At 37.5% G+C, this 24,182-nt stretch carries 20 protein-coding genes; 12 read left to right on the top strand and 8 right to left on the bottom strand.

The window, feature by feature from the left end; translation table 11 throughout:
- Positions 1-28 precede the first annotated feature (28 nt).
- Together ACM03V_RS02315 and clpS are read right to left on the bottom strand one after the other, a co-directional pair.
- Entirely contained in the window at positions 29-868 is an 840-nt protein-coding gene (locus ACM03V_RS02315; RefSeq protein ID WP_414619131.1) for a lysostaphin resistance A-like protein, read from the bottom strand.
- A gap of 123 nt (positions 869-991) precedes the next feature.
- Positions 992-1,273 carry an ATP-dependent Clp protease adapter ClpS gene (gene clpS / locus ACM03V_RS02320; RefSeq protein WP_414619132.1) on the bottom strand — a complete coding sequence of 94 codons (282 nt, stop codon included), beginning with the start codon at positions 1,271-1,273 and terminating at the stop codon, positions 992-994.
- Between the two features lie 287 nt (positions 1,274-1,560).
- On the opposite strand from clpS, the gene ACM03V_RS02325 reads away from it, so the two are divergent.
- On the top strand, positions 1,561-1,911 hold the full coding sequence (locus ACM03V_RS02325) for a hypothetical protein (protein WP_414619133.1): 351 nt from the start codon (positions 1,561-1,563) through the stop codon (positions 1,909-1,911).
- 191 nt (positions 1,912-2,102) lie between these two features.
- Here ACM03V_RS02325 and ACM03V_RS02330 read toward each other — a convergent pair whose 3' ends face one another.
- The gene (locus ACM03V_RS02330) at positions 2,103-2,360 is read right to left on the bottom strand and encodes a hypothetical protein (protein ID WP_414619134.1); all 258 of its coding nucleotides are present in this window, start codon (positions 2,358-2,360) and stop codon (positions 2,103-2,105) included.
- A 746-nt stretch (positions 2,361-3,106) separates the two neighbouring features.
- Between ACM03V_RS02330 and ACM03V_RS02335 the strand changes: the two genes are divergently transcribed.
- The 3 genes from ACM03V_RS02335 to ACM03V_RS02345 all read left to right on the top strand — a co-directional run bounded on the left by ACM03V_RS02335 (position 3,107) and on the right by ACM03V_RS02345 (position 6,677).
- Positions 3,107-3,472 carry an alr0857 family protein gene (locus ACM03V_RS02335; RefSeq protein ID WP_414619135.1) on the top strand — a complete coding sequence of 122 codons (366 nt, stop codon included), beginning with the start codon at positions 3,107-3,109 and terminating at the stop codon, positions 3,470-3,472.
- Positions 3,473-3,891: 419 nt separating this feature from the next.
- Positions 3,892-5,331 (top strand): hypothetical protein, encoded by a 1,440-nt coding sequence (locus ACM03V_RS02340; protein ID WP_414619136.1) that lies wholly within the window; start codon positions 3,892-3,894, stop codon positions 5,329-5,331.
- 173 nt (positions 5,332-5,504) lie between these two features.
- Positions 5,505-6,677, top strand: coding sequence for an ARPP-2 domain-containing protein (locus tag ACM03V_RS02345; protein ID WP_414619137.1), 1,173 nt, complete (start codon positions 5,505-5,507; stop codon positions 6,675-6,677).
- A 317-nt stretch (positions 6,678-6,994) separates the two neighbouring features.
- On the opposite strand, the gene ACM03V_RS02350 is transcribed toward ACM03V_RS02345, so the two are convergent.
- Together ACM03V_RS02350 and ACM03V_RS02355 are read right to left on the bottom strand one after the other, a co-directional pair.
- Positions 6,995-7,186 (bottom strand): hypothetical protein, encoded by a 192-nt coding sequence (locus tag ACM03V_RS02350; protein WP_414619138.1) that lies wholly within the window; start codon positions 7,184-7,186, stop codon positions 6,995-6,997.
- A gap of 322 nt (positions 7,187-7,508) precedes the next feature.
- Positions 7,509-9,938 (bottom strand): ATP-binding cassette domain-containing protein, encoded by a 2,430-nt coding sequence (locus ACM03V_RS02355; RefSeq protein WP_414619139.1) that lies wholly within the window; start codon positions 9,936-9,938, stop codon positions 7,509-7,511.
- Positions 9,939-10,318: 380 nt separating this feature from the next.
- On the opposite strand from ACM03V_RS02355, the gene ACM03V_RS02360 reads away from it, so the two are divergent.
- The gene (locus ACM03V_RS02360; RefSeq protein ID WP_414619140.1) at positions 10,319-11,206 is read left to right on the top strand and encodes a phosphate/phosphite/phosphonate ABC transporter substrate-binding protein; all 888 of its coding nucleotides are present in this window, start codon (positions 10,319-10,321) and stop codon (positions 11,204-11,206) included.
- A 379-nt stretch (positions 11,207-11,585) separates the two neighbouring features.
- The gene (locus tag ACM03V_RS02365) at positions 11,586-12,821 is read left to right on the top strand and encodes a protein kinase domain-containing protein (RefSeq protein WP_414619141.1); all 1,236 of its coding nucleotides are present in this window, start codon (positions 11,586-11,588) and stop codon (positions 12,819-12,821) included.
- A 339-nt stretch (positions 12,822-13,160) separates the two neighbouring features.
- On the opposite strand, the gene ACM03V_RS02370 is transcribed toward ACM03V_RS02365, so the two are convergent.
- The gene (locus ACM03V_RS02370) at positions 13,161-14,075 is read right to left on the bottom strand and encodes a c-type heme family protein (RefSeq protein WP_414619199.1); all 915 of its coding nucleotides are present in this window, start codon (positions 14,073-14,075) and stop codon (positions 13,161-13,163) included.
- 351 nt (positions 14,076-14,426) lie between these two features.
- Positions 14,427-15,071, bottom strand: coding sequence for a CHRD domain-containing protein (locus tag ACM03V_RS02375; RefSeq protein WP_414619142.1), 645 nt, complete (start codon positions 15,069-15,071; stop codon positions 14,427-14,429).
- A gap of 430 nt (positions 15,072-15,501) precedes the next feature.
- On the opposite strand from ACM03V_RS02375, the gene ACM03V_RS02380 reads away from it, so the two are divergent.
- Both ACM03V_RS02380 and ACM03V_RS02385 read left to right on the top strand, forming a co-directional pair.
- A complete protein-coding gene (locus ACM03V_RS02380; RefSeq protein ID WP_414619143.1) occupies positions 15,502-17,298 on the top strand; it encodes a protein kinase domain-containing protein in 1,797 nt (598 codons plus the stop codon).
- Positions 17,299-17,485: 187 nt separating this feature from the next.
- Positions 17,486-18,373, top strand: a complete 888-nt coding sequence (locus tag ACM03V_RS02385; RefSeq protein WP_414619144.1) for an SDH family Clp fold serine proteinase — start codon at positions 17,486-17,488, stop codon at positions 18,371-18,373.
- Between the two features lie 103 nt (positions 18,374-18,476).
- Here the strand turns inward: ACM03V_RS02385 and ACM03V_RS02390 are convergent, their stop codons facing one another.
- Positions 18,477-19,244, bottom strand: a complete 768-nt coding sequence (locus ACM03V_RS02390; protein WP_414619145.1) for a peptidoglycan-binding protein — start codon at positions 19,242-19,244, stop codon at positions 18,477-18,479.
- A 341-nt stretch (positions 19,245-19,585) separates the two neighbouring features.
- Between ACM03V_RS02390 and ACM03V_RS02395 the strand changes: the two genes are divergently transcribed.
- From ACM03V_RS02395 to ACM03V_RS02410, 4 genes are all read left to right on the top strand, one after another.
- Positions 19,586-21,037 (top strand): hypothetical protein, encoded by a 1,452-nt coding sequence (locus tag ACM03V_RS02395; protein WP_414619146.1) that lies wholly within the window; start codon positions 19,586-19,588, stop codon positions 21,035-21,037.
- Between the two features lie 289 nt (positions 21,038-21,326).
- Positions 21,327-21,791: a ribosome maturation factor RimP gene (gene rimP, locus ACM03V_RS02400; protein WP_414619147.1), complete on the top strand. Its 465-nt coding sequence runs from the start codon at positions 21,327-21,329 to the stop codon at positions 21,789-21,791.
- Between the two features lie 227 nt (positions 21,792-22,018).
- Complete coding sequence (nusA, locus tag ACM03V_RS02405; RefSeq protein ID WP_414619200.1) at positions 22,019-23,398, top strand: transcription termination factor NusA; 1,380 nt, start codon at positions 22,019-22,021, stop codon at positions 23,396-23,398.
- A gap of 57 nt (positions 23,399-23,455) precedes the next feature.
- Entirely contained in the window at positions 23,456-23,713 is a 258-nt protein-coding gene (locus ACM03V_RS02410) for a YlxR family protein (RefSeq protein WP_414619148.1), read from the top strand.
- The last annotated feature ends 469 nt before the right edge of the window (positions 23,714-24,182 follow it).

The raw sequence follows: 24,182 nt of genomic DNA on the forward strand, positions 1-24,182 counted from the left end.
CAGAATTTTCTTGCTCACCGCTAAATGTTCACTGTTTACTGTTCACTGTTAACTGCTTTTGACGCATCCACAAAGCTAACAATAGTAAACTCAATAAACCCATTACCCCTGCTAAGGGATTATTATTTACACCAGTTACCCACTGAGGAACTGTACCAGAATATTTAATCAATTTTCCTACTTCAAGAATATAATTACCCCAGACTAAACCCCCATGAAGTCCGATGGATAAGCCCAAACGCCCTCTGCAACTGCGTTTAGCCCAGACGCAAGCTAACCCTAAAAGTACTAATCCCAAAAATTGCGGCGATGTACTTATAATTACTGGCAGCGGCTTAATAAAGTGCAGTACAGCAAAAATAATCGCGGTTGCCCAAACTACCGATTTAGAATTGTAATCTCGCTGCAATTCATCGTATATAAATCCCCGAAAAAACAATTCTTCCGCAAAAGCCACACCCAAACCAGTAAGCAACCCTTCCAAAACTAATTGCACCATCGAAAAACTCGGTTGCTGGAAAACTAGCCAACCGAATATTCCTTGCAAAGCAAATAATACTAAAATACTAATTAATCCAATTGCCACACCCCGCAGCAACTCGACTCCATTTTTGCGCGTAAACTCCAAACCATAATGGCGGAATGCTGGAGTTTGCTGATGGATATATTTACTCCACCAAGGCAATAAAAATAAAAATTCAACTGCTAAAATACCCATCGTTAAAATAGTGCGGGTATTTTCATCATCTTTGACTGTAATGTAAACCGCCGCTGCATAAGGCAACCACGGCAACAACAAACTTAAAATAAAGCAGCCCAACCTTATAGGGGCAGGGCGCTGAGATAAACTAAATAAATTAATTTTCATACCAAGTCGTTTGTATTGGCAAAGATTAGATAACAGTAAACAGACTTATAATATCTGATGTTTCTTTACCATGTTCGTTAAATGACGACAACTTGGTAGTGACAGTTTCTTTTTTGTTTAACGTTAGTCTTCCGGCTCAATTGTGCTGCTTAACCCATGATTTTTTAGAGTCTCGCTATAAAACTCCGCGTGTTCTTGAGCGCAAGTAATAACTAAAGCTAATCCATTCGTATGGGCTTCCATCATGATGCTGACAGCCTGGGGTTGGCTGAGGCTCGGCACTGTGGTGATTAGCGTCTGCACCACATACTCCATCGGGTTATTATCATCATTATGGAGCAAAACACGGTACCGAGGCGCGTGCTTACGGATTGTTGAAGGCTTCTGTATGGTTTCGACTGACACGGTTAGTATGCTCTTTTCTTGCTTGTTTACTACACTTTACTTAACACTTATTTAAAATATTGTATCGCATCTAATTACGATGCTCGAATATAAGAAAAGTTTTATGCGATCGATTAATTATTGCATCGGCGAATAATCATTACCAGAGTAGTAGCATACTTTTTGGGCTAAATTTGAGTTGCACAAGTAACTATTTTCTTCCGATTATCTGGACTAAGGCTTAAAAAATAGATAAAAATGGATCGAAGCACAGCAAATAACCCTTGTCGCCCTATAACCCCCTAAATATGGAGATCGAAGCAAAATTTCAAGCCGGACAAATAGTCTTTCTAGAATACAAGGGCAGCAGACTATATGCAGAAGTTATTCAGGTAGTAGTTGAGCGTAATTTATGTTGGGTACGTCCTTTACTACTTGTTATTCAAGAGTACGAATTGCCAAAAGTAACCGATTTACGCTCTACTTCCGATTTGCTCTGGGCGATAAACCTGTTTCAACCAGCTTTAGATACGGAAGTGATTGAGCTATACACGCAGATTTTAGTAAAAGAACCAAAGCCAGAATTATTTCCCGCAGCCAAACAGCAACTTCATCAGTTTATTCAGCAACTTTGGCAAGTAAATCAAAATGAAGCGTAATTTCGATTTTAGATTATATAATTACTACTGTTCCCTGTTTCCTGTTCCCTTTTCCCTCCTAACTTTACCGGCGATAAAATCGGCTGAAATTTTCGTAGTAGGAGCCGAACAACTTCCCCGAAAATGGGATGCTGTGACTCCTACTAACCATGTTTTTTCACTACATAGTTAACTACAACGCTGTAGCACGTTTAAGCAATTTGAGAGTAAGAAGAAATTGCTTGAGGTACTTGAGGTGTGCGATAGGGGTGGTTTATTTCAATTTCGCTGGGATCGGAACAGTCATTTTCTGACATAAAAGTTTGCACAATTTCGCGATATACAAACCACTGTTTATGGAGATGGCGAATTAATTCTGGTTCCATTCTAAAGACATCGGAATTTTTGAATCCTGCTCTAGATAACCATTCGTAAATAGAAAGAGTTTCGCCATTATTACCCTGAAGCATTTTTCCTCCGAAGAAATTTAATTGATGGTCAAATACGCTTCAAAGATGCTATTTGAAGCGCTCATAGCCTATTAAGAAATGGTTATGAATGGGAACTAATTAATAAAATGGGTTGATTAAATTATCTTTTCACACAAGGAAAAGCATAAAAAATAACTGTTACCCCATGCTTATACAAGGGTATTAATTAAAAAATATCAATAACCAACAGTGACGTTGGCTCAACCCAGGTATTATTTTCTATCCGAGTCTAACTTGGAAATTATCAAAAGAGAATCCGAAATATCACCCTATTAAGCAGTTGATATTTTTAACATAAATATCCTGATATTACAAATATTTGTGCTGCTATCAACGAGATAAACTTGGTATTCAAGCATTGACTCGAAGCAAACATAACTTTATTGTCCTGAAAAAGAAAATAGGAATCTATCCTTCCAAAGTAATAGATTTATATTTTTCAACATAGGATGAGTTAAAGCTCAATAATTTTTTAATTTTCTTTTCCAGAGTATTAATAATACATCATTAAAGGGTGCATTTTTCCAACAACTTAGGGGATTCCCCCAACTTGAACAGCTTCCCCTAGCTGTATAACCTTGAAGCTACTAGCTTTTCAAATATTTTAAATTTTATTAGCTTAAGGGAATGACCTCCGCATATAGTGTATTTAACAGATAAACAAATCAATATTTTATTACTTTCTGTTTTCTTAATGATTTCACCGATGATGTAGAAAAGTAACCATGTTAAAACTTACTTATACCGACGATAAGATAAGCTTAGATTGCTTAAAACAATCCTTAGAAGACTGGATAAATACCAGAGTACTTATAAGTATACGGAGTACTCTCAGTATTAATATTGAATCTAGTACCGCCTCTATTTTAGTACCGGCATCGTCTTTCATTGGTGAATTAAATAAAATCAACAGCGAAAATATAGTAGAGTTCTGCCATTGCGATCGCGAATCGGTTGAAGTTGTTTTAAAAGGTATTTGGTTGACTTCAGTTGTGGAAAGCGAAACGGGTGTATTCGTCACTGAACTTGAGGAATATACTGAATATTTATTGCAGAGTTTGTTTGAACGCGAACTTTGCACTCAAACTTAATAAAGTTAATAAAGTTAATAAATTTAATAAATTTAACAATCAACAATTACAAATAATTTCTAGTCTTGCTGTTCGCGGGACTATGGTGCGACTTCCGAATCCCATCTTCTAACTGGTCTTAGTCAGTCGTGCCGCCTTTCCCCGAACAGCACCCCCTCTTCAATTTTGGATTTTGGATTTTAGATTTTGGATTTCGGGTTTTAAATTTTAGATATTGGGTTTTGGTTTTAGATTTGGGGTTTTAGATTTTAGATTTTAGATTTTAGATTTTAGATTTTAGATTTTGGATTTTAGGTTTATTTGTTTCTAGCGGGCAAGATGCCCGCACTACAAATTAATTTATTTACATTTATTAGTATTATCTTTTTTCTATTCCCCATTCCCCATTCACAATTACCAATTACCAATTCCCAATTTCCATGATTTCTATTTCAAATAACCGTGCGGAAATTGTTGCGCGGGAAGATTTGGTTATGTTTATTAATGCTTGTTTATCCTGTACGGGACAGCGAGAATTTTATGATGATGCTTACGGACAGAAGGTTTCAATTGACTTTCTACATCAATATATTTTAGGTAATTACCGATTGCTTTATGCTCGGACTTTGGCAGCAGGAATTAATCATTTTAATCAAGTACAAATAATTTTAAATCTATTGGCTACGGGAAAAAATACATCTGTACAGCATCGGCAAGAAGAAGGCGCATTGATTGCTTGGGCACTGCAACAATTACCGCCGCAGCGTGCTTGGTCCGTATTGCAGCAGTTGAGACAACGAAAAATTAACAACCGTCGCAGTCGGGCGATCGCCCGCGATTATATGAATTATCGCCGTAACATTGATTTTGATGCGGTGAAATATCGCTCTAAAGTACGGGCAATAGTTACTCACGCACACTTGAAACTTCAAGGAGAATTAAGTAATTTTCTGTTTCGTAACTGGAAGCAAAAAGTATACCAAACAGAATTATTTGAAAATTTTCGTCAAGCTCATTTTAGCGCTGAAGCAGTTTACCAATTGCCTTTTACTGTTGCTGAAGGTTTAGCAGCAAAGCATAAAATTAAACGAGAAGTTTTCTTGTCGCGCATCCAAGAAAGGATGACTTTAAATGAAAAATTACGTTTCCAAAATGCGGCTTGTAGTGCTGAAATAAAAATTGATTTAGATTTAGCTCGACTTCCTTTAACCAAATTAGCTTTATATATACTTTCCTTACCCGTGGAAACTCGAAGACAAAAACGGCATATTCTCAATCTAGCTTTAGAAAAATCGGCTCAAAAAATATTCAAAAAAGCACCAATGAAATTAACAAGAGTCGCAGCGGTTTTAGATTGCAGCTACTCCAGTTATGGTTCCTCCGAAAAGCGCCGTCGTCCATTGGGTGTAGCTTTAGCTACTCACTATTTCTTAAAAGCCGCATCTAAGGAATATCAAGATTTTTGGACGCTACCACCAGCAGAACCATTACAAGTAAGTCCTCGCGGACAATCCGACTTAGCAACACCTTTATTAGATGCGTTGGAGTGGGGTGCAGACTTAGTAGTAATTGTATCCGATGGTTGCGAAAATTACCCACCATGCGGAGCCGCGCAGGTATTAAGGATTTTTCGGAATCGTTTAGATCCCAACAATCGTACATCAATAGTTCACTGCAATCCAGTTTTCAACTCAGACGACTTTTCCGTGCGTTCATTGTGTGCCGATATTCCCACCGTTGGATTGCGAGATGCTGAAGATTTACCAACTATGTTGGGTTTTGCTCAATTTGCAAATGGTTCTGCTTCTTTATCAGAGTTGGAAGATTATTTGGAAGTTCATAGTAAAAGCTTTAGCTTTTTGAATTCTGATCGGGGCTAAATATTTTAGTAAAAAATTGAACAGCTTCATCATAAAAAATGTAATGTTGCGAATATCGAAATATGAATTAGGTTTGTAGTTGCGCTTTAGCGCCTCCTAGAAGAAGCGCTAAAGCGCAACTACGAACTAATAAAATTCCTAACTAATAATTCTTAACTCCTAAGTTTTATACCGTGGCACAAAAAAAGAACTTACTAACAGATATATCGCTTCAAGGATTAGAAATCGCTTGTTCTCAAGTGCGTGGTGCGGTGCGAATTGTGCCGCTGCTCAGACGAAATGTACGCAGCGATTTACGTTTAATGAAACGTTCTTATGATGAAGATTTAGCTGTTGTTTCTTTAGAAAAAGATATTAACTATTATTCTTACGTTCCTCACGGGTTAGTGATGTCTTGGACTGATGATGGTAGCCCGTTAGCTGCTTTCGGCGGACAAATGCATAAATCAAAATCTGACGGTAAACGACTTGATTACGGTTGTGCTAGCGTGCGTTTAATGCATCGCATGAGAAAGCGAGAGTCAAATCATCAATTAAGATTCTTACCGCTACATTTGGCGATGGAAGGTTTTCTTTCCATGTTCTTTTCTGGCCCCGATATTGCTTGGAGCGAATATTCTAAGTATGCTCTTTCACATGGGTTAGGTTGTCGTTACGAAACTGCTGTAGAAGGACGTTATATTGCTAGATTAGAAGATGCTATACGAGTATTTGAAATTTATCCCAAACAGGTAGGAGTTTTAATTTTTGTCGCGGAAGCTTTAGCATCGGCTTTTGTAGTTCCAACTCCAGAAGATTATCGTTTGCTACACGCGAGTTTATTAGAAGATTTTTACGGTGAATTAATTTATCAATACGGTTTGCTTTACGATACAACTTTTCCTATGGATGTATCTATAAATGAATCGGAAATTAATGATTTAGCAAGTTTGAGATTAGCGATAGAAAAAATGCGAACGGATTGGGCTTCTTTTCAAGGTTTTATGGCTGAAGGAATTTTAGGTCGTCAATTGCAATCTAAAATAGTTTACAATGCCGGACCATTTCGATTGCAGCGTTTTATTACTGATATACAGCTTAAAGAAGAAAATCATATTGGAGAAGCAATTACTAGAGAAGATGGAGAATTAGAGTATTTAAAAACCTTCCGTTTATCTACCGCACAAACCAAGCGGGTTTACTTACTTAGTAAATTAGCCGAACATAATTGGAATATTGATGCGACTGCTAAAGCATTAGGGAACAATTACGATCAATTTGTTCATCGTTTAGAAAAAGCTGGTTTTGGTTATTTATTAAATCAACAAGTACGCGAGCAAGTTATTAAAAGAAGGCGGAAAAGATAGGGGATTGGGGATTGGTAAACTGACATCTTGTACCATTCTCAACAACCGCCTTAGAATAAATTCTTAGGCTAATACACAAAGTCTTCTTTAGAAGACTAAGCATCGCTTTTAGTACGTTTTAACTTACTTTGTATATTAGCCTTGAAATTTATTTCAAGGCGGTTGTGAAGGCTTAACGACATTGGTGCAAGATATCAGTAAATAGGAAGCAAGATACGAACACTGCAAACTGTTTTGATAAAAAAAATGCCAGAGATTTTATTCTTCTGACAATTTTATTTTGCCTCATATATTTGGGACAAACGTAAATTAAATTGCTAACCTTTGAGGGCTTTTGTAAAATTTCTACGATAGGATTTACTACCAACAAAGCAAGCTGGCCATAGCAGTGATAAAGCAAGACGATTTGTTAAGCTGTTGCTGAAATTAGTTTTTCTAAATCCAGTCCAAAACTTCCAAACACCGCCTACGTAAGCGACAATCAGTAAACCAGCGAAAACTCCACCCATTTTTATCTACTCCAAAAAAAGAATATTTTCTACCATGATTTAGTATAAGAGTCAATAATTACACTCCTATACTTTAGTTTAAGGTAGGCTTCCCTGTTGCATCCAGTTGTTGGGGAGTTGCGGAGATGGGGAGATGGGGAGATGGGGGGATGGGGGGATGGGGAAGATGATGAACATTTATAAAGCAAAACAATTATAATGTTCGCATCTTGCTCCCTGTTAGCTCTTGTGAACTACCCCATTACCAATTACCAATTACCAATTACCCATTACCCATTACTAATTACCCATGCCCCATTCCCCATCCCCTATTCCCTACTACCTATACAATATCTTTCCGCTTGAGTAACACTAAAGCGATAATCAAATAAACTAACGTATGCAAGCTGAGAATTCCCCAATTCAATCCTAAATTATTTAAAGTCGCGTCATACACTGAAGATGTGGCAAAAATATCGTCTAATGAAGGTGCCCCAGGAGTCGCTGCTGGAACCATTTCGTTAACGTCAACTAAGGCACCGTAAGCACCCATCGACCATCTGCTAATGGTTAGCCAGCCAAGTTTTCCCGATAATCCTTCTAGTTCAAATAGCACCCCAGAAAGAATTATCTGAGGAATCATTATTAAAGGAAGTATGCTGTTGGCTTCGTTTTCATTTTTGACTGCTGCGGAAATCATTAAGCTGAGACTAACGCTTGCCAGCAATGTTAAAAAAGTTGTGATTCCTAAGCCCAATGGCCAAGGCATGAGATTATATTCTGGCGATTTGAAACCAATTACAACGGTTATTACAATCAATAAAGTTTGTAAAAAAGTTAAACCCCCACGTATGAAAACTTTAGAAGCTAAATAAGGTAGCAAACCCAAATTAATCAGCCTCTCTCTGGCATAAATAGCAGATTCCTTGACAATTTCCCTTACCGAACTTGAAAGTCCTACCCAAATACCAATACAGGCAAAGATAAATAATACTTTGAGTGCTAAAGGACCTTGAGTAATCTCTAATGGATCTAACTTACGTAGGGGAGTTTCGTTTCTTAATATCCAAGCCGTTAGCGCGATCGCAATTGGTCCGGATATCAAAGCAAATATCCAACTGGCGCTATCTCTAGCCACTAATTGGAAATATCGCTGGCTCAGTAATATCAACTGTTTGAATGGAGATATGCCAGTATGAATTTTATCGTCGGGTTTCTTTTTGGTATCTTTGCCTGGTTTGATTAAATTCCCAACATATTTTTTAAATAATGGTGAATTTTGATATCTTTGCGACCAATATTCTACTGTTTCTATTACTTCTTTAGGACTTCCTCCTTGATCTAATTTGATATAAATATCGGAAAAGTATTTTAATTCGTTCGACGGCATTTCAAAGTAATTTAGCGCTTCATTTGGAGGCCCGTAGTAACATAATTTGCCACCTCTACCCATAAAGGTGATTCTGTCGCAAACTTCAATATTCGCGGTGGCATGAGTAACTAATATTACCGTTCGTCCTTGGTCTGCTAACTCCCGCAATAACCGCATCATCTCTTTATCCAAGCCGGGATCGAGTCCAGACGTGGGTTCGTCAAGAAAGAATAATTTGGGATCGGCGAGTAATTCGACACCAATACTTACCCGCTTGCGCTGTCCTCCACTCAGGTTGCTAATAAAATTAGTTCTAACGTGAGTTAATTTAATTTGGTCGAGAGTTCTTTCTACTACTTCTTTCACATCCGTATCGGGGGGAAGTCTTAATTTACAGGCATAAGCTAAAACTTCTTCTACACGTAAATCTGGATGTACGATGTCATCTTGAGGTACGTAACCAATTTGAGAGCGATAAACAGCCCAATTTTTGCGTAAATTATCTCCGTTCAGATATACCGAACCCGATGTCACGGGGGCAATTCCCAACAAGGATTTCATCAAAGTGGACTTACCAGCACCGCTTCCACCCACTAAAGCCACTAACTGTCCAGTTTCAATTACCAAAGAAACATCATCAAGGATAGCTTTTTGAGCGCCGCCTTTTACTTTGACAATTCGCCGTAACTGCTGAACATCAAGGCGAACTTGGCTGCCATTATTTAATAATTCTAAATATTCTTTCGTATAAAGTAGAGAAAACGGACCAATTTGAATTTTGCTACCATTGCTTAATTTTACCCGTTTAGAAATTCGTTCGCCGTCAACAAAAGTACCGTTGCTGCTGGAATCTTGAAGAAAATAACCACCTTGGCCATCCGGTAAAAGAGTTGCGTGGATGCGGGATACAGTAGGTGCATCCAACTGCATTGACGAGTAATCATCAGGTTTAGCAGCACGTCCTAACTGGATAGGAGATTGCTTCAAGCCTTTGAAAATCAAACGCCGATTGCTGGGTATAGCCATCGGAATGTCAGTTGGGTGACAGTACGTTAACTGAATTTGGTTGTGAATTGATTGTCCGATTTGAAGTTGCAATCCATCCTTTAGTAAGCAGCCCGTTGGATCAATTCGGTTTCCATCAATCAAAATACCGTTACGGCTGGCTATTTTGCGATCGCCATCAAAAAGCCGATAATCTTTTCCTTCTTTTTTTAAAACAGCTTGCTTTCTAGAAACTACTTCCCAACCCACAGGAACATCTAAATCGGCCCATTCAAGCCCGCGTCCCAAGCGATGCTCATCTTCCTTCAGATAAAGTCGTAAAATTTGACCTTGATTATTTAATTCTAAATAAGGTTCGGGACTTACAAGCGTTGGTTTGTCAAAGCTATGAGTCATTTGGATTTTGGATTTTAACAACGGATGCGTTTATGCAGGAATTTTGGATTTATTTAGATTAAAGAATTACTAAATTAACTTGACATTAATAGATACAAAATTTTATTATTTCAAGATAGCAAAAATAGTTACATCTCAAAAAAATATTTTCCGTAGAGGCACGAGACTATAATTGTCTGATTATGAACTAATTTTGTAATAATTTATATCTATTTACTTAAAAAAAGCAGATATCGCCTATGTTAGTCAATAGGTATTTTGAAATAACACGTTTACATTATGAATATATTATGAAACATTAAGTTCTGAAACTATTTGTGAATTTCGATAATTAAATATGCAGCTATTTAACTAATATTTAAGTAAACTTAGAAAAAAGTATGTTTGCACGTGGGTTTGTGCGATTTAGATTTTTAATATTACTTACACTTTTGCTATTTGGATGCGAATCCTCGAATATACTCCCAGAAAAAGTGAATATAGGCGTAGTCAGCTATGGAGAAGAAGATATTTCACTCGATAAATACGAGCGCTTTAAAAACTACATAGCATTACAAACAAAGTCAATTGTAGAATTAGAACCAGCTTACAACGAACTACAAGCTATCGACCAAATCAGTCGCAACCGCTGGGACATTGTTTTTGCACCCCCAGGTTTAGCGGCGATCGCCATCGATCAACAACTTTACGAACCTCTATTTTCAATGGGTGAAGTCAGTAGCAGACAGCGTTCGTTACTGATAGTCCGAGACGATAGTCCAATTAAAGAAATTCCAGATTTAGCGAATAAAACTCTTGCTTTAGGTCAAATAGGTTCTGCTGCTGGCTATTATGTTCCTTTATACGATCTTTACGGTTTAACTCTGGGTGAAATCCGTTTTGCTCCCACTCCTAAAACAGCACTCCAATGGCTAGAAGAAGCTAGCGTTGATGCTATTGCTTTATCTGAAAAGAACTTTGAAGTTTATAAACGGCAATTTAGCCAAACAAAGTTTAGAATTATACATACCAGTCGTTGGATTCCGCCAGGATTAGTACTGCTATCACCAAATGTTGAACGAAATCGCGAAAAACAAATCCGGCAATTTATGAGTGAAGCTTCAGCAGATATGACAGCAGATGCAGGTTATATTCCCAGTGTCAAAGTTCCTCAATACAAGCAATTTATTCAGCTAATTAAAAAAGTTAAACCTTTAGAACTACGGGTTAAGGAAACACCTGCTGTTTTGCTACCAAAGACCTCTAGTAACACAGACAAAACTAATTAATTAACTTTTACAATTTTTAATAAATTTTTATGAAGTTTTGGCGAAATGTCTCAAATTTATATTGATAGATAATTGAGATAGTTAACAAATCCACTCAACCTTCAAAAAATCTAAACCTGAATTTAACTGAGTTTTATAAGTTCTCAATTATACTTAATTATTATTGATTGAAATCATTAAATAATTGGAAGCGAATTAAAAATAAAATTTTGTCTAAAGTCAAGAGATGGAACTTAAAAAAATGAGAAGCTGAAAATAATCTTCCTTAAAAATTTCCTTTTCTATGAAAAAAATGCGGTATGGGGAATTTATCTGCATAAAGTCGGACTTCATGACTAATAAATCAATAGATAGAGCAACTTCTAGGAGTGGAAAGTAAATGTCTGTGCCCCCTATGACCAAACCAGAAATAGCTTCCGGGACTTTAGTTGATAGCCGGTATATTATTCAAATGATGTTAGGACAAGGGGGACTTGGACGAACTTACTTAGCACATGATACCCGTCGTTTTAATGAACCTTGCGTCTTAAAAGAATTTGCTCCCTTCGGTACTGGTAACGGTGGACTAGAAAAATGTCGCGATTTGTTTAAAAGAGAAGCAAAAATTCTTCATAAATTAGAACATCCTCAAATACCACGCTTTTTAGCTTGTTTTGAAGGAGAAAGTCGGTTATTTCTAGTGCAAGAATATGTAAATGGTAAAACTTATTCAAGGTTATTACAAGAACGGCAGCACCAAGGAACAACATTTTCTGAAAATGAAGTAATATTTTGGTTGAAAAACTTATTACAAGTTTTGGAATACGTCCATCAACATCAAGTCATTCATCGAGATATTTCTCCTGATAATATAATGTTGCCTGAAAACGGAGATTTACCCGTGTTGATTGATTTTGGTGTAGGAAAACAAATAGCTCAACTCAACGAAGCTACTCAAATAAATCAAACAGAATTTGCTGGTAATATGTCTCTTGTCGGAAAAGTAGGATATGCTCCCCGAGAACAAATTAGTTTGGGTTTGTGTTCTCCAAGCAGCGATATTTACGCATTAGGAGTAACGGCTATAGTATTGCTTACTGCTAAAAGCCCAACTAACTTGATAGACCAATATTCACTCGATTGGAACTGGCGAATATATGCTAATATTAGCGATGCTTTCGCGCGGATACTCGATAGAATGTTGGCAGATACTCCTAAAGCACGATTCCAAACAACTAGAGAAGTTTTGACACAACTCGAACAGCTAGGTGAATCGCAAGCATTTTCATCATCCCCAGAGACTTTTCCAACACCTGCGACATTAGTTTATCCTAACTCTAAGCTAACTCCTACAATACCCCCCTCTGAGAACCAAATCCAACAAACAGTAGTTAACTCAATTAATAATCGGGACAACATCGATAATCAAGAACAGGTAAACCTGCTAAACCCTTCCTTTATAGAAAATTGTCATCAACAGTTAGCTTACTATATTGGTCCAATGGCAAATTTTATTATAGAAGATATACTAGCAAAAAATCCTCGTTCAACTCCCCATCAACTAGTAGAACTATTAGCAAGAGAAATTCCTGATTCTCAAATGGCGATTGAGTTTACACGGCGGATGTTTTCTTAAAATTATTTAAAATTATTAAACATCTAATTTTCATCTCTTATTTATAAAAGTTTACGAGTTAAAAAACCTAAATTATTCATTATCAGCATCTTACTATTTTTTGTTAAATTAATTGGTTATAGCCGTACCTAATATGCTAAAATCTTTGTGTAAAGTGCCTCGTTAATTACTATACAAAGATTATCGGCTTCAAAAACTAACATTATTTACTAATGTGGTCTTTTTTCCCTATTCCCTATTTTACAACTATTAAATTAGCATAAGAAGTACGGCACGATCAATTAATTTTGTTCGCCGTAATATTTCCGTAGAGTCAATTAGATATAATCTATTTGCTAATTATTCTGCTGTATTTCTATTCGTACCACCTGAATTTTTAAGTCTCTTCATAGCCATTTCTAAACTTAGTTTCATCCTTTTAAAGGCTCTGGCAAGATTACCGATTTCGTCATTAGATACCTGGTCAAAATCGACTTCCATATGTCCGGTACTAACTTCTTCAGCCACGCGGGTAATACGTTTGAGAGGAAGTATAACTTGTCTATTTAAGAATACATTTACTAAGACAATAACTGTCACAAAAATAATAGATACAATCCCAATGATTACAACAGATGATTTATTCGCTTTTTGAATGACTCTATCTGCTGGTACTGAAATGATTTGAGCGCCGATTATTTCATTTAACTTCCATCCAAATCCATGAGCGGTACCATAACGCTGTATCATACTCTTAGGTGCAACATCAACTGTGCTATGACACACCAAGCAACTTTCTTCTGTTACTGCTAACGGACGAGCAATATAGAAAATATCTCCACCAGGAAGCGAACGAAAACCGCTCAATTCGGTTTTTCCTTGATCCTTGAAACGCTCAACAATTTTGGCTTCAAAAGTGTCAGCTTTATCTCGAAGATTAGTCGGGTTTAGAGTCGCTTCTTTATAGAAAAAATCTTTATATTCTCCTTTACTTCGTAGGTTTTCAAATACTTCTCTAGCCGAATAAGCAGGTACGCTTTGGGGTAAAAAATTTGTTACCAATTGCTCTTGCAATTCTGGATTTATTTGGGTACTAGTATAATTACGAATCGAACTCATCGTTTCCATCAAAATTAAAGCTGTGTTCTCAACTTCAAGTTGAGCATTTTGCCTAAGTACGAAAGATAGAGCTAAGCCGCTGATACTAATGCCCACAAGCAAAACAAACAGCAGTAATACTGTAAATTTTTGTTTTATTTGCAAATTTCTGAGCATAAATATAAAAGGTCTTGTTTGCATATAAAAATCTCAAATTTTAAACAAAATTTTTAAGTCATGAGTAACATTAACTTCATCATAAATATAGCGCTTTGAACAATCACAAAATTTTAAAAAATGTAACATTTAGAATAGATAAAGATGCCATTTGACTCAATGAAAACCGCTGTATTAAGGTATTTCGCATAAGATGCACCCCCTTTACAGACAAGCCGATCGGCACCCTTTAGGTGAAGCCTAACAGACTACAAAATAAAAAGATAAAGGCTCGAAAGCTCATAAAGAAATTTATGAGCATTATTATGAGCATTATCTTGTTACTTCTTGAGTTTATTATCTGCGAGCGAATCAGTTTTCAGTTTTATTTAATTTCTTCTGATTCCATAATAGATAAGTGCAGCCTGCAATCAGAAGACCTAAAGAACCATTGTATTCCGGCACTTGTTTAATTATCCCTCGAATTTCGGAACTAGGATTGTTTGCGGTGTGAATATTTACAAATAGATTACCAGCAAATAAATTACCTAATTGAGTTGTTAATTTCCTGTTATCAAGTAATCCCGGATTTTCAGGAACAAAATCGTTTGCATCCCACATACCTTTAAAGGTAACTTTTCCATCACCTTGAATTATTTGTAAGTCATTATCATCGGGGGTTAATACATTAAAAACGTGTTTGCCGTCATCGAATATTTGACCATTTCTAAATTCATCACCTTCGATTACATGAAGATGGACTTTAGTGACTTTATTCCCCGAATTTTCGTCCCCTAAATTAGCTATACCTCCCATAATTTCAATTTCGTACTCCAGTGTATCTTCAGCATCATTTAAAGTAAATTTCGCATTCCCTGTAGCACTAGACTCTACATTTGGGACTAATCTTGAATTTAATGTTGTGCGAAATAAAGTAGCTGCTTGTACTGGATTAATTATTCCGAAGAAAATTGTAGCTACAGCTAATCCTAATAAATACCTGTATTGATTTTTCATCTGCTTATTCACTCCTTGTGATTTTAATTAATTTAGATAAACTTGCTTTTAACTAAAGTCAACAGCAAGTAATCAATCTAGACACTGAAACTGCAATATTCCAAAAATAAAGAAAGATCGAAAAACAAGTTATCTATTATCTTGATAACGGTGTCTTAGCTGCAAAACATTTTTGGCTTTTGAATTGTAAGTCATGTATGGTATGTGCTAATTCAATCAATAATCCGTAAATACCACAACCCTATTTATGAAAAATTTACCCTACCTTTATTTTTTCTCTTTTGAATTGCTTTTTTTCGTTAGATCCTACTTATACCCCTCTTACCAACCCCACAGAGATGATCTGATTTACTTAAACCTCATGAAATCTTCTTACCCAAACATAAAATTTATGCAAAAATGAATACCAGCAACTTTACAATTTTCACTAATGGCTTGGCAAAGGGGGCAAAGCTTATCTGGAAATCGCTACATCATTGAAAAGAAACTCGGTGAAGGTGGAATAGGTGTAACCTATCTTGCAAAAAACCAACGTAGCGAACTCCGAGTTATCAAAACGCTTCGAGAAGATATTCTTGACAATCCCGCTTGGAAACCTTATCTCAAAAAAATACAACAAGACTTTCGCGATGAAGCAGTAAGATTATCCGTATGTCTTCATCCACATATAGTTAAGATAAAAACTATTTTTGAAGAAGAAAATTTGCCTTGTATTGCGATGGAGTACATTGAAGGCGCAGATTTAAGTAAATATTTACGACGAATGGGAATATTATCTGAAACTGAAGCGCTGCAATACATTCAGCAAATTGGTGATGCATTAAAAGTGATTCATCGTCGAGGTTTGCTACATCGAGACATCAAGCCCAGCAACATTATTATCCGCCAAAATAAAACAGAAGCTGTATTAATTGACTTTGGTATAGCTAGAGAATTTATTCCTAATGAGGTGCAAAAACATACAATTTATCATACTCCCGGTTTTGCCCCACCAGAACAATACCAAATTGAAGCACCACGGGGAGAATTTATTGATGTTTATGCTTTAGCAGCCACCTTATACACTTTACTTACAGGAGTTACTCCTACAAGTGCCGAGAACAGAAATCAACACATTTTACTCAAACCACCACAAGACTTAAATCCTCATATCAGCGATCGAACAAACCAAGCAATAATGCGCGGAATGGCGTTAAATGCCGACTATCGCCCGCAATCAGTGCATGAGTGGTTGCAATTACTAGAAAAAACCATTGATGAGAAACAGAATTTTGGGATAATACCCCCAACGCAAGTTATTACACCCGCTCCGAAATCCCTGCTTCCTTATAGTTGGAAATGCGTAAATACCCTTAAAGAACATACCAGTATGGTTCATTCAGTTACCATCAGTCCCGACGGTAAAATTATTGCTAGCGGTAGCAGCGACAAAACTATCAAATTATGGGAACTTCAAAGTGGAAAACTGCTGCGTCAACTTGGGCGCTGGTTTTCCGGTCATTCAGGTATAGTTGACACCCTCGCTTTCAGCCATGATGGAGAGATTCTTGCTAGTGGTAGTTGGGATGAAACTATCAAATTATGGTCTGTAAGTACTGGTAAACAAATTAGCCATTTAAAAGGTCATAATAGCTGCGTAAATTCTCTTGCTTTTAATCCCAAAGATCAAATATTAGCAAGCAGTAGCGTTGACTCTAGAATCAAACTCTGGCAGGTAATAGACAATAAAGAAGTTAACAATTTTACAGGACATTCCGATTCAGTTTCCTCGATCGCATGGAGTCCAGATGGAGATTTTTTAGCTAGTGCCAGTGCTGACTACACAATCAAAATTTGGCAAGCGAGTACTGGTAGAGAAATTCGCACTTTGTATGGTCATTCTTTATTCGTAAATTCCCTAGCTTACAGCCGAGATGGCACAATTTTGGCTAGTGGTAGTTCTGACAATACTATTAAGCTATGGCAAGCGAGTACGGGTAGAGAAATTCGTACTTTCAAAGGTCACGATGATGCGGTTTGGACGGTGACACTCAGTCCAGATAAAGAATTTTTAGTTAGCGGTAGTTGGGACAATACAATCAAAATTTGGCAAATAATTACGGGTAATGAAATCTGTACTTTGAGAGATCATTCTAATTATGTTCGGTCAATCGCCATAAGTCCCAACGGGCAGACTTTAGTTAGCGGTAGCGATGACGGCACTATTAAAATTTGGCAACAGCAGTAGTTAGGAAGAGATGGGGAGAGAGGTAATTGGTAATTGGTAATTGGTAATCTTTCTTAACTCCTAACTCCTAACTCCTGACTGTTCACTATTCACTGTTCACTGATAACTGTCTCTCCAGATAGACATCCAATTGACTAAAAATTGCAAGAATGAATGACGAAACCGTTAAATTTCAACAGTTAGTCTTATGGATTTTCGTATTTTCGATATATTGTGGATTTTTCTACTGCTTTCTTCCATACAACCGATTTGGCAGAAGCGTAAAATGGAGTATCGTCGTTTCCGCAGTATTGATGAGTTTCAGCAAAACCGTAAAAGTCGCACAATTCTACTGATTCATCGTCAAGAGTCTATAAGTTTTTTAGGCGTACCAATTTCGCGTTACATCACCATCGAAGATTCTGAAAAAATTCTCCGAGCAATTCGTTTAACCCCATCAGATGTTCCTATCGATCTAATATTGCACACTCCCGGTGGTTTGGTTTTAGCGACCGAACAAATTGCCAGAGCTTTAATTCGCCATCAAGCCAAAGTAACAGTTTTTGTACCGCATTATGCGATGAGTGGCGGTACGATGCTTGCTCTGGCAGCCGATGAAATCGTCATGGATGAAAATGCGGTTCTTGGCCCTGTCGATCCCCAGCTTGGTAATTATCCTGCTGCGAGTATCATCAAAGTTGTTGAAGATAAACCCATCGGCGAAGTTGACGACCAAACCTTGATTATGGCTGACTTGTCGCGCAAAGCTATGAATCAAGTACAGCGTTTCGTCAGAACTTTACTTCAAGACTGCATCCCCAAAGAAAAAGTTAAACCAGAAAATATCGAAAAAATTATCCAAGCTTTAACAACCGGACAAGTTACCCACGATTACCCAATAACCGTAGAAGAAGCCACGGAAATGGGGCTGCCCGTCACTGCCGGACTGCCCCGAATAGTCTACGACCTGATGGAGCTATACCCGCAACCGCAAGGTGGAAGACCTTCAGTGCAGTACATCCCAATGCCTTATGATGACCGTCGTCCGCTCCTTCCGGTTCCCAAGGGTAGACCAATGGAAGAGCCGAACGGTTAGAAAGATGGGGGATGGGGGATAGGGAGACAAGGGGACAAGGGGAAGATGCACCAAACTAACTCCTAACTCCTAACTCCTAACTCCTAACTCTCAATCCAAAATCCTAGTTGGGTGTTTCCGTAGGAGTCGGAGTTGGTGTTACCTCTTCTTCGTCTTCAGGTGATTCGGTAGGTATTGGGGTTGGTTCTGGCATTACAGGTGTTGGGGTAACTTCTGGTGTCGCTGTTGGTGATGGTGTTGGTTCTGGAATTGGTGTTACTTCTGGAATTGGCGTTACTTCAGGTGTCGCCGTAGGTATTGGTGTTGGTTCTGGTATTACAGGTGTTGGGGTGACTTCAGGTGTCGCCGTAGGTGATGGTGTTGGTTCTGGAGTCGCTGTTGGTGTTGGCGTTGGAAGTTCGGGATTTTCCTTCGCTTGCTGATTAAGTCTTTGCCGCAAAGCTAAATCAGCGATTCCACTTTGTTCGACTTCTAGCTGTTCCTGATATTTCTTAACTACTTCTTGCGTTCTTAGTCCGTAAAACTGATTGATGGTTAACTTGGGATCGGGATTCGCGACTAAGTTCAAGTTGTACTTAAGACTTTTGACAATTTCGGCAGCCAAATCTTGAGTGTTTGGCCCTGCTATACCATCAATTCCTATCTTGTATCCTCGCTGAAATTCGCGAATTGCTTTTCTGGTTTGAGCATCTGTCAGAGGGTCTTCGGAGACTTGGACGTTATACCCCAATCCGTATAAGACGGAACGAAATTCTCGTGGAGTATAATTGCGCTGACGAGCAGCTAAAACCGTACTTGAAACTGCGGCACCGCTTACAATGAGGCAGGCAACCGCTACGCTAATGTTCTTATTACTAAACTCACACCACATGATTAAAACTCCGAGTTATTAAAATCGGCAGTATTTTTAAGCCGTACAGCTGCATTCTAAGTTTATTTAAGCTATTTTTATCAATTTTTTTCATCAATCTGAACTTTCTGTAATTATTTTAAATAAGTAACAATAAATTGTTTTGTCATCTTCCTATAGATGTATCTTGAAAAGCTTGTATAAATAGTTAAATAATTTTGGATTAAGTAAATATCTTCAGTGATACAAATTACACTTAAATCAATTTATTTTAACTTGTAATAAACATTCTCGATTCACCGAAAGTGATGAAATCTAATACGTTACATCTAATAAAATATATGTAGTAATACTGAAAAAAAATGGAAAAGACAAAAATTATAAAAAAGCGAAATCTTTGGTTTGAAAGAGTAATGGCGCTTATGGCTACGGTAAATTTAGGATTAGTATTATTTAATTTAACTTACGTTGGATGGCGTGATTTTTATTTACGTAATTTGCCTCAAATCCAAGAAATATATGACCCTATTAAAGGAATTGAGCCTCATCGAGAAACTGAAAATTATTTAAGAACCGTAGAAAAACTAGAGCAGCAAATAAGCGTAACAGGAATTAAATCGGTAAAATCAGCAGCAAAGTTGAAAGAAGTACGCGATTTAAGCCTAGAAATGATAGATGATAATCCATTTGCCGGAGCTTCAAAAAGCGGTACCTTGGAAAAAATCAAAAATCGGATGCGCGATCGCCTACAGAATGAATCTTCAAAAGGCGCTTTTTCTACTTTCTGGAGTCAAGAATATTTATTAAAAGAAGGTTTAGATAAAGAACTGGACTTTTTTAATAATCAAATTAAACCCTTAATCGCGACTAACTATTATCGAAGTATCGGTGAAAATGGGGAATTTATAGATAAATTTTGGATAATTGACTTACCATTTGTAATTTTATTTTTACTTGAATTATTAGCGCGTAGTTTTTATATAAAACGCCGTCACGCTGGATTTAGTTGGTTAGATTGTATTTTTTGGCGTTGGTACGATGTATTTTTAATATTACCTTTTTGGCGTTCGCTACGAATCATACCTGTGTTAGTTCGTTTAGATAAAGCCAAGTTATTAAATTTACAAGGATTGAAACAGCAAACACAAAAAGGCATTGTAGCGAATTTTGCTGAAGAAATAACGCAAATTGTAGTTATACGGGTGATAAATCAAACTCAAAATTCAATTAAACGAGGAAACTTAACTCGCTGGCTGCAACAAAGTCAAACATTACGTCCTTATGTAGATATCAATAACGTTGATGAAATAGAAGCCTTGGCCTCCATTTTTGTACAAACAATTATTCGTGAAGTACTACCAAAAATTCAACCGCAAATAATTGCTCTTTTGCGACACAATATAGATAGCGCATTTAACCAGTCTCCCATCTATCGCAATTTCGGTAATCTACCCGGACTTGGACAAATGCAAAGCCAGTTAAGCCAACAATTGGCAACTCAAATTGCCACAAATCTCTACAATGCTTTAGTATCGGCAACAGAAGACCCAGTTTCTGCTAAACTTTCAAGTGATTTAGTAAAACGCTTCTCTAAATCTTTGAGTTCGGAAATTCAAAAAAAGCAAGTACTTTCAGAAATTCAGAGCTTGTTAATCGACTTCTTAGAAGAAATTAAAATTAATTACGTTCAACAGCTTTCCGAAGAAGACATAGAGCAAATTCTCGAACAAACTAGAAATCTACATTCAGGAGTGTCTGTTCCCTTGTTAGCAGATACAAATGTAATCAGGAAGTCTTCCGGAATAAAAAGTTAAGAGTAAGGAGTGAGGAGTTGTGAATTGATAATTGATAATTGCTTATTATTCTCCGTTCCCTATTCCCCGTTCTCCCTTCCCCATTCCCTATATTTTCCAGGAAATTTATTAAACTTAAAATTAGCTCAGATTATAAGTAATTGTACATTTTTTGCTGCAAGCATTTTGAAAAAATGCGCTAAACTCAGATTAAGGACGAACTTTCTTACGGTTCGTTGTAAGACTTCTTGGAAGATATACTTATCGCAGGGAGTGGGTTATAGCCCACTTTTTTTGTTGGAATTGCCACATGACTCATCCTTTAGTTCCCCAAATCCTTAATTTAGCGACACCAGTAGCAGAAGACCTTGAACTAGAGGTCGTGAAAGTGGTTTTTCATACTAATCAAAGCCCACCAATATTGCGAGTAGACATCCGTAATCCTATAACCGATACTAGTTTGAATGATTGCGAGCGTATGAGCCGTAATTTAGAAGCAAGCTTGGATGCAGCGTCAGTTATTCCGGATGCTTATGTATTGGAAGTGTCTAGTCCCGGTATTTCCCAACAATTGCAGACTGACCGGGAATACCTAACTTTCAAAGGGTTCCCGATTAAGGTTTACACTTCTTCACCTCATCAAGGACAGTCTGAGTTGAATGGTAAACTGGTTCGCCGGGATGAAAAAAGCGTTTACTTAAATAAAAAGGGTCGTGTAATCGAAATTCCCCGTTCAAACATCACGAGCGTGCTATTAGACGAAGAACGCGATTAAATAGGGAGACTAATTTTAATTAGGACTGCTTTTTACGCCCTTGTGAAGAAGAGCGGTTTTTTGCTAAGGAAGCCTTCGTATTAATGGTTAACTTTGATTGTTAAACTAACCTTCCAATTGACCGTTACTTTCTAGCAATTAGCCGTATGGTTTCGCACACCGTTTATTTTTCGTCTTTAAATAGAATGTTATCTATTGTGATTTTTTTTAGGAGATAGCTTATGTCAATGCTTAAATTACTTGGATTAAAAGAACTGATTGAAAGTATAAGTCGAGAGCGAAATTTACCGCGTCTCTCAGTGCAATCGGCAATTAGAGAAGCACTACTTAAAGGTTACGAACGTTATCGTCGCGCTCAAAATTTAGACCGCAAGCAATTTGATGAAGATTATTTTGAAAATTTTGAAGTAGAACTTGATATTGAAGACGAAGGATTTCGCGTTGTTTCGACTAAAACTATAGTTGAAGAAGTCACAAATTCCGACCATCAAATTGCGCTTAAAGACGTTATAAAAGAAGTAGAAGAATTTGGCGATGATGCAGCGCAACTAGTGGGACAAGAAGTAGTTGTAGATGTAACCCCCGACAAAAAAGAATTTGGTCGCATGGCAGCCATGCAAACCAAGCAAGTGCTATCGCAGAAACTACGCGATCAGCAGCGACAATTAATTCAGGAAGAGTTCCAAGATTTAGAAGCAACAGTACTGCAAGCAAGAGTACTGCGCTTTGAAAGACAATCGGTAATTATGGCCGTGAACAGCGGTTTTGGTCAGCCGGAAGTAGAAGCGGAATTACCCAAACGCGAACAGTTACCTAACGACAATTACCGTATTGGTGCAACTTTCCGAATCTATTTGAAAAAAGTCTCGCGGGGTCAACAGCGAGGGCCGCAATTGCTAGTTTCTAGGGCTGATGCCGGTTTAGTTGTGTACCTGTTTGCCAACGAAGTACCGGAAATCGAAGATGAAGTTGTACGAATTGTAGCCGTTGCTCGCGAAGCCAATCCTCCATCTTCTTACGTTGGACCAAGAACAAAAATAGCCGTAGATACCTTAGACAGAGATGTAGACCCAGTTGGTGCTTGTATTGGAGCGCGAGGTTCTAGAATTCAAGTAGTAGTAAATGAATTGCGCGGTGAAAAAATTGACGTGATTCGTTGGTCCCCAGATCCAGCAACTTATATTGCCAACGCTTTGAGTCCGGCGCGAGTAGATGATGTTCGTCTTATGGACCCAGAAACCAGACAAACTCACGTACTTGTAGCTGAAGACCAATTAAGTTTAGCAATTGGTAAAGAAGGACAAAACGTTCGTTTAGCTGCTAGACTTACAGGTTGGAAAATAGATATCAAAGACAAAGCCAAGTATGATTTTGAAGCAGAAGATACAAAATTCGCCGCAGCAAGGGCGCAGCACGCAGTTGAACTTAACGAACTAGAAGAACGTGAAGAATTAGAACAACTTGAAAAATTAGAACAACTTGAAGCCGAGAGACTGCAATCCGACAAGTTAAATGCTCAGAATCAACAAGTTAATTCTGAATTACCATTAACTTCATATGAGGAAATCCAAGAAGAATTTGAGTCCGAGAATCAAACAATTTATTAGTAGTAATTTACGAGGTAATAGTTGAAAGGTAAGATAGTTAATTAAAAGTTAGTTAAAATGAAACCAAATTGGAGGCGTTGCATCAGTTGCCGAAAAGTCAGTTTAAAACATGAGTTTTGGCGGATTGTCCGCGTCTTTCCTTCAGGAAAGGTACAATTAGATCGGGGTATGGGGCGTTCAGCCTATATTTGTCCGAGCGCGAGTTGCCTTAGTGTTGCTCAAAAAAAAAATAAGCTAGGACGGGCATTACGTGCATCAGTGCCAGAAACACTGTATAAGACATTGTGGCAGCGATTATCTCCCCTCGATACCTGACAATAACTTTTTCCTAACTCATTCTTTAGATAGGGGGTACTTTCGGCAAAAAAGCGATTACAGTCGAGGAATCATATCCGGCTTTAATGGTTAATTAAATTATCTTTTAGTAAAGGTCGTGTTTTACCTGGCATTATAAATGAGTATTGACACATGGCTCTTTTTAGCTAGGAGGGCACTTGCCTTCACTTAGTCATTGTAGGCGGATCGTGTGTTAAACCCAACAAAAACACTAAACTCAAAACAAAAAATTAAATATTGGCACAGAAGAACGCCAATTACTGCTCATTTGAGCGTTAATCAATATGGCGCTCTGCTTGGAAATGCCAGCTTTCCAACGGTAACATCTCTCTTTCCTTTCGAGCGGAGGAACCTTTTCAAATTGAAAATGGCAACCATTACACAGTAAACAAAGGATGGAGATGTCGCAAAAGCTGGCAACCATCCGTTAAAACTGTAAATTATAGGG

Source organism: Calothrix sp. CCY 0018, assembly GCF_963920925.1.
In the GTDB taxonomy this organism is placed as follows: domain Bacteria; phylum Cyanobacteriota; class Cyanobacteriia; order Cyanobacteriales; family Nostocaceae; genus Rivularia.

What these genes read in the sequence shown, in the direction of transcription:
- ACM03V_RS02380 (WP_414619143.1), top strand. Translation starts at nt 15,502, where the DNA reads ATGGCTTGGCAAAGGGGGCAAAGCTTATCTGGAAATCGCTACATCATT.
- ACM03V_RS02315 (WP_414619131.1), bottom strand. Translation starts at nt 868, where the DNA reads ATGAAAATTAATTTATTTAGTTTATCTCAGCGCCCTGCCCCTATAAGG.
- ACM03V_RS02355 (WP_414619139.1), bottom strand. Translation starts at nt 9,938, where the DNA reads ATGACTCATAGCTTTGACAAACCAACGCTTGTAAGTCCCGAACCTTAT.
- ACM03V_RS02330 (WP_414619134.1), bottom strand. Translation starts at nt 2,360, where the DNA reads ATGCTTCAGGGTAATAATGGCGAAACTCTTTCTATTTACGAATGGTTA.
- nusA (WP_414619200.1), top strand. Translation starts at nt 22,019, where the DNA reads ATGCTTAAATTACTTGGATTAAAAGAACTGATTGAAAGTATAAGTCGA.
- ACM03V_RS02360 (WP_414619140.1), top strand. Translation starts at nt 10,319, where the DNA reads ATGTTTGCACGTGGGTTTGTGCGATTTAGATTTTTAATATTACTTACA.
- ACM03V_RS02395 (WP_414619146.1), top strand. Translation starts at nt 19,586, where the DNA reads ATGGAAAAGACAAAAATTATAAAAAAGCGAAATCTTTGGTTTGAAAGA.
- ACM03V_RS02335 (WP_414619135.1), top strand. Translation starts at nt 3,107, where the DNA reads ATGTTAAAACTTACTTATACCGACGATAAGATAAGCTTAGATTGCTTA.
- ACM03V_RS02365 (WP_414619141.1), top strand. Translation starts at nt 11,586, where the DNA reads ATGTCTGTGCCCCCTATGACCAAACCAGAAATAGCTTCCGGGACTTTA.
- rimP (WP_414619147.1), top strand. Translation starts at nt 21,327, where the DNA reads ATGACTCATCCTTTAGTTCCCCAAATCCTTAATTTAGCGACACCAGTA.
- ACM03V_RS02350 (WP_414619138.1), bottom strand. Translation starts at nt 7,186, where the DNA reads ATGGGTGGAGTTTTCGCTGGTTTACTGATTGTCGCTTACGTAGGCGGT.
- ACM03V_RS02390 (WP_414619145.1), bottom strand. Translation starts at nt 19,244, where the DNA reads ATGTGGTGTGAGTTTAGTAATAAGAACATTAGCGTAGCGGTTGCCTGC.
- ACM03V_RS02370 (WP_414619199.1), bottom strand. Translation starts at nt 14,075, where the DNA reads ATGCTCAGAAATTTGCAAATAAAACAAAAATTTACAGTATTACTGCTG.
- ACM03V_RS02325 (WP_414619133.1), top strand. Translation starts at nt 1,561, where the DNA reads ATGGAGATCGAAGCAAAATTTCAAGCCGGACAAATAGTCTTTCTAGAA.
- ACM03V_RS02385 (WP_414619144.1), top strand. Translation starts at nt 17,486, where the DNA reads ATGGATTTTCGTATTTTCGATATATTGTGGATTTTTCTACTGCTTTCT.
- ACM03V_RS02375 (WP_414619142.1), bottom strand. Translation starts at nt 15,071, where the DNA reads ATGAAAAATCAATACAGGTATTTATTAGGATTAGCTGTAGCTACAATT.
- ACM03V_RS02340 (WP_414619136.1), top strand. Translation starts at nt 3,892, where the DNA reads ATGATTTCTATTTCAAATAACCGTGCGGAAATTGTTGCGCGGGAAGAT.
- ACM03V_RS02410 (WP_414619148.1), top strand. Translation starts at nt 23,456, where the DNA reads ATGAAACCAAATTGGAGGCGTTGCATCAGTTGCCGAAAAGTCAGTTTA.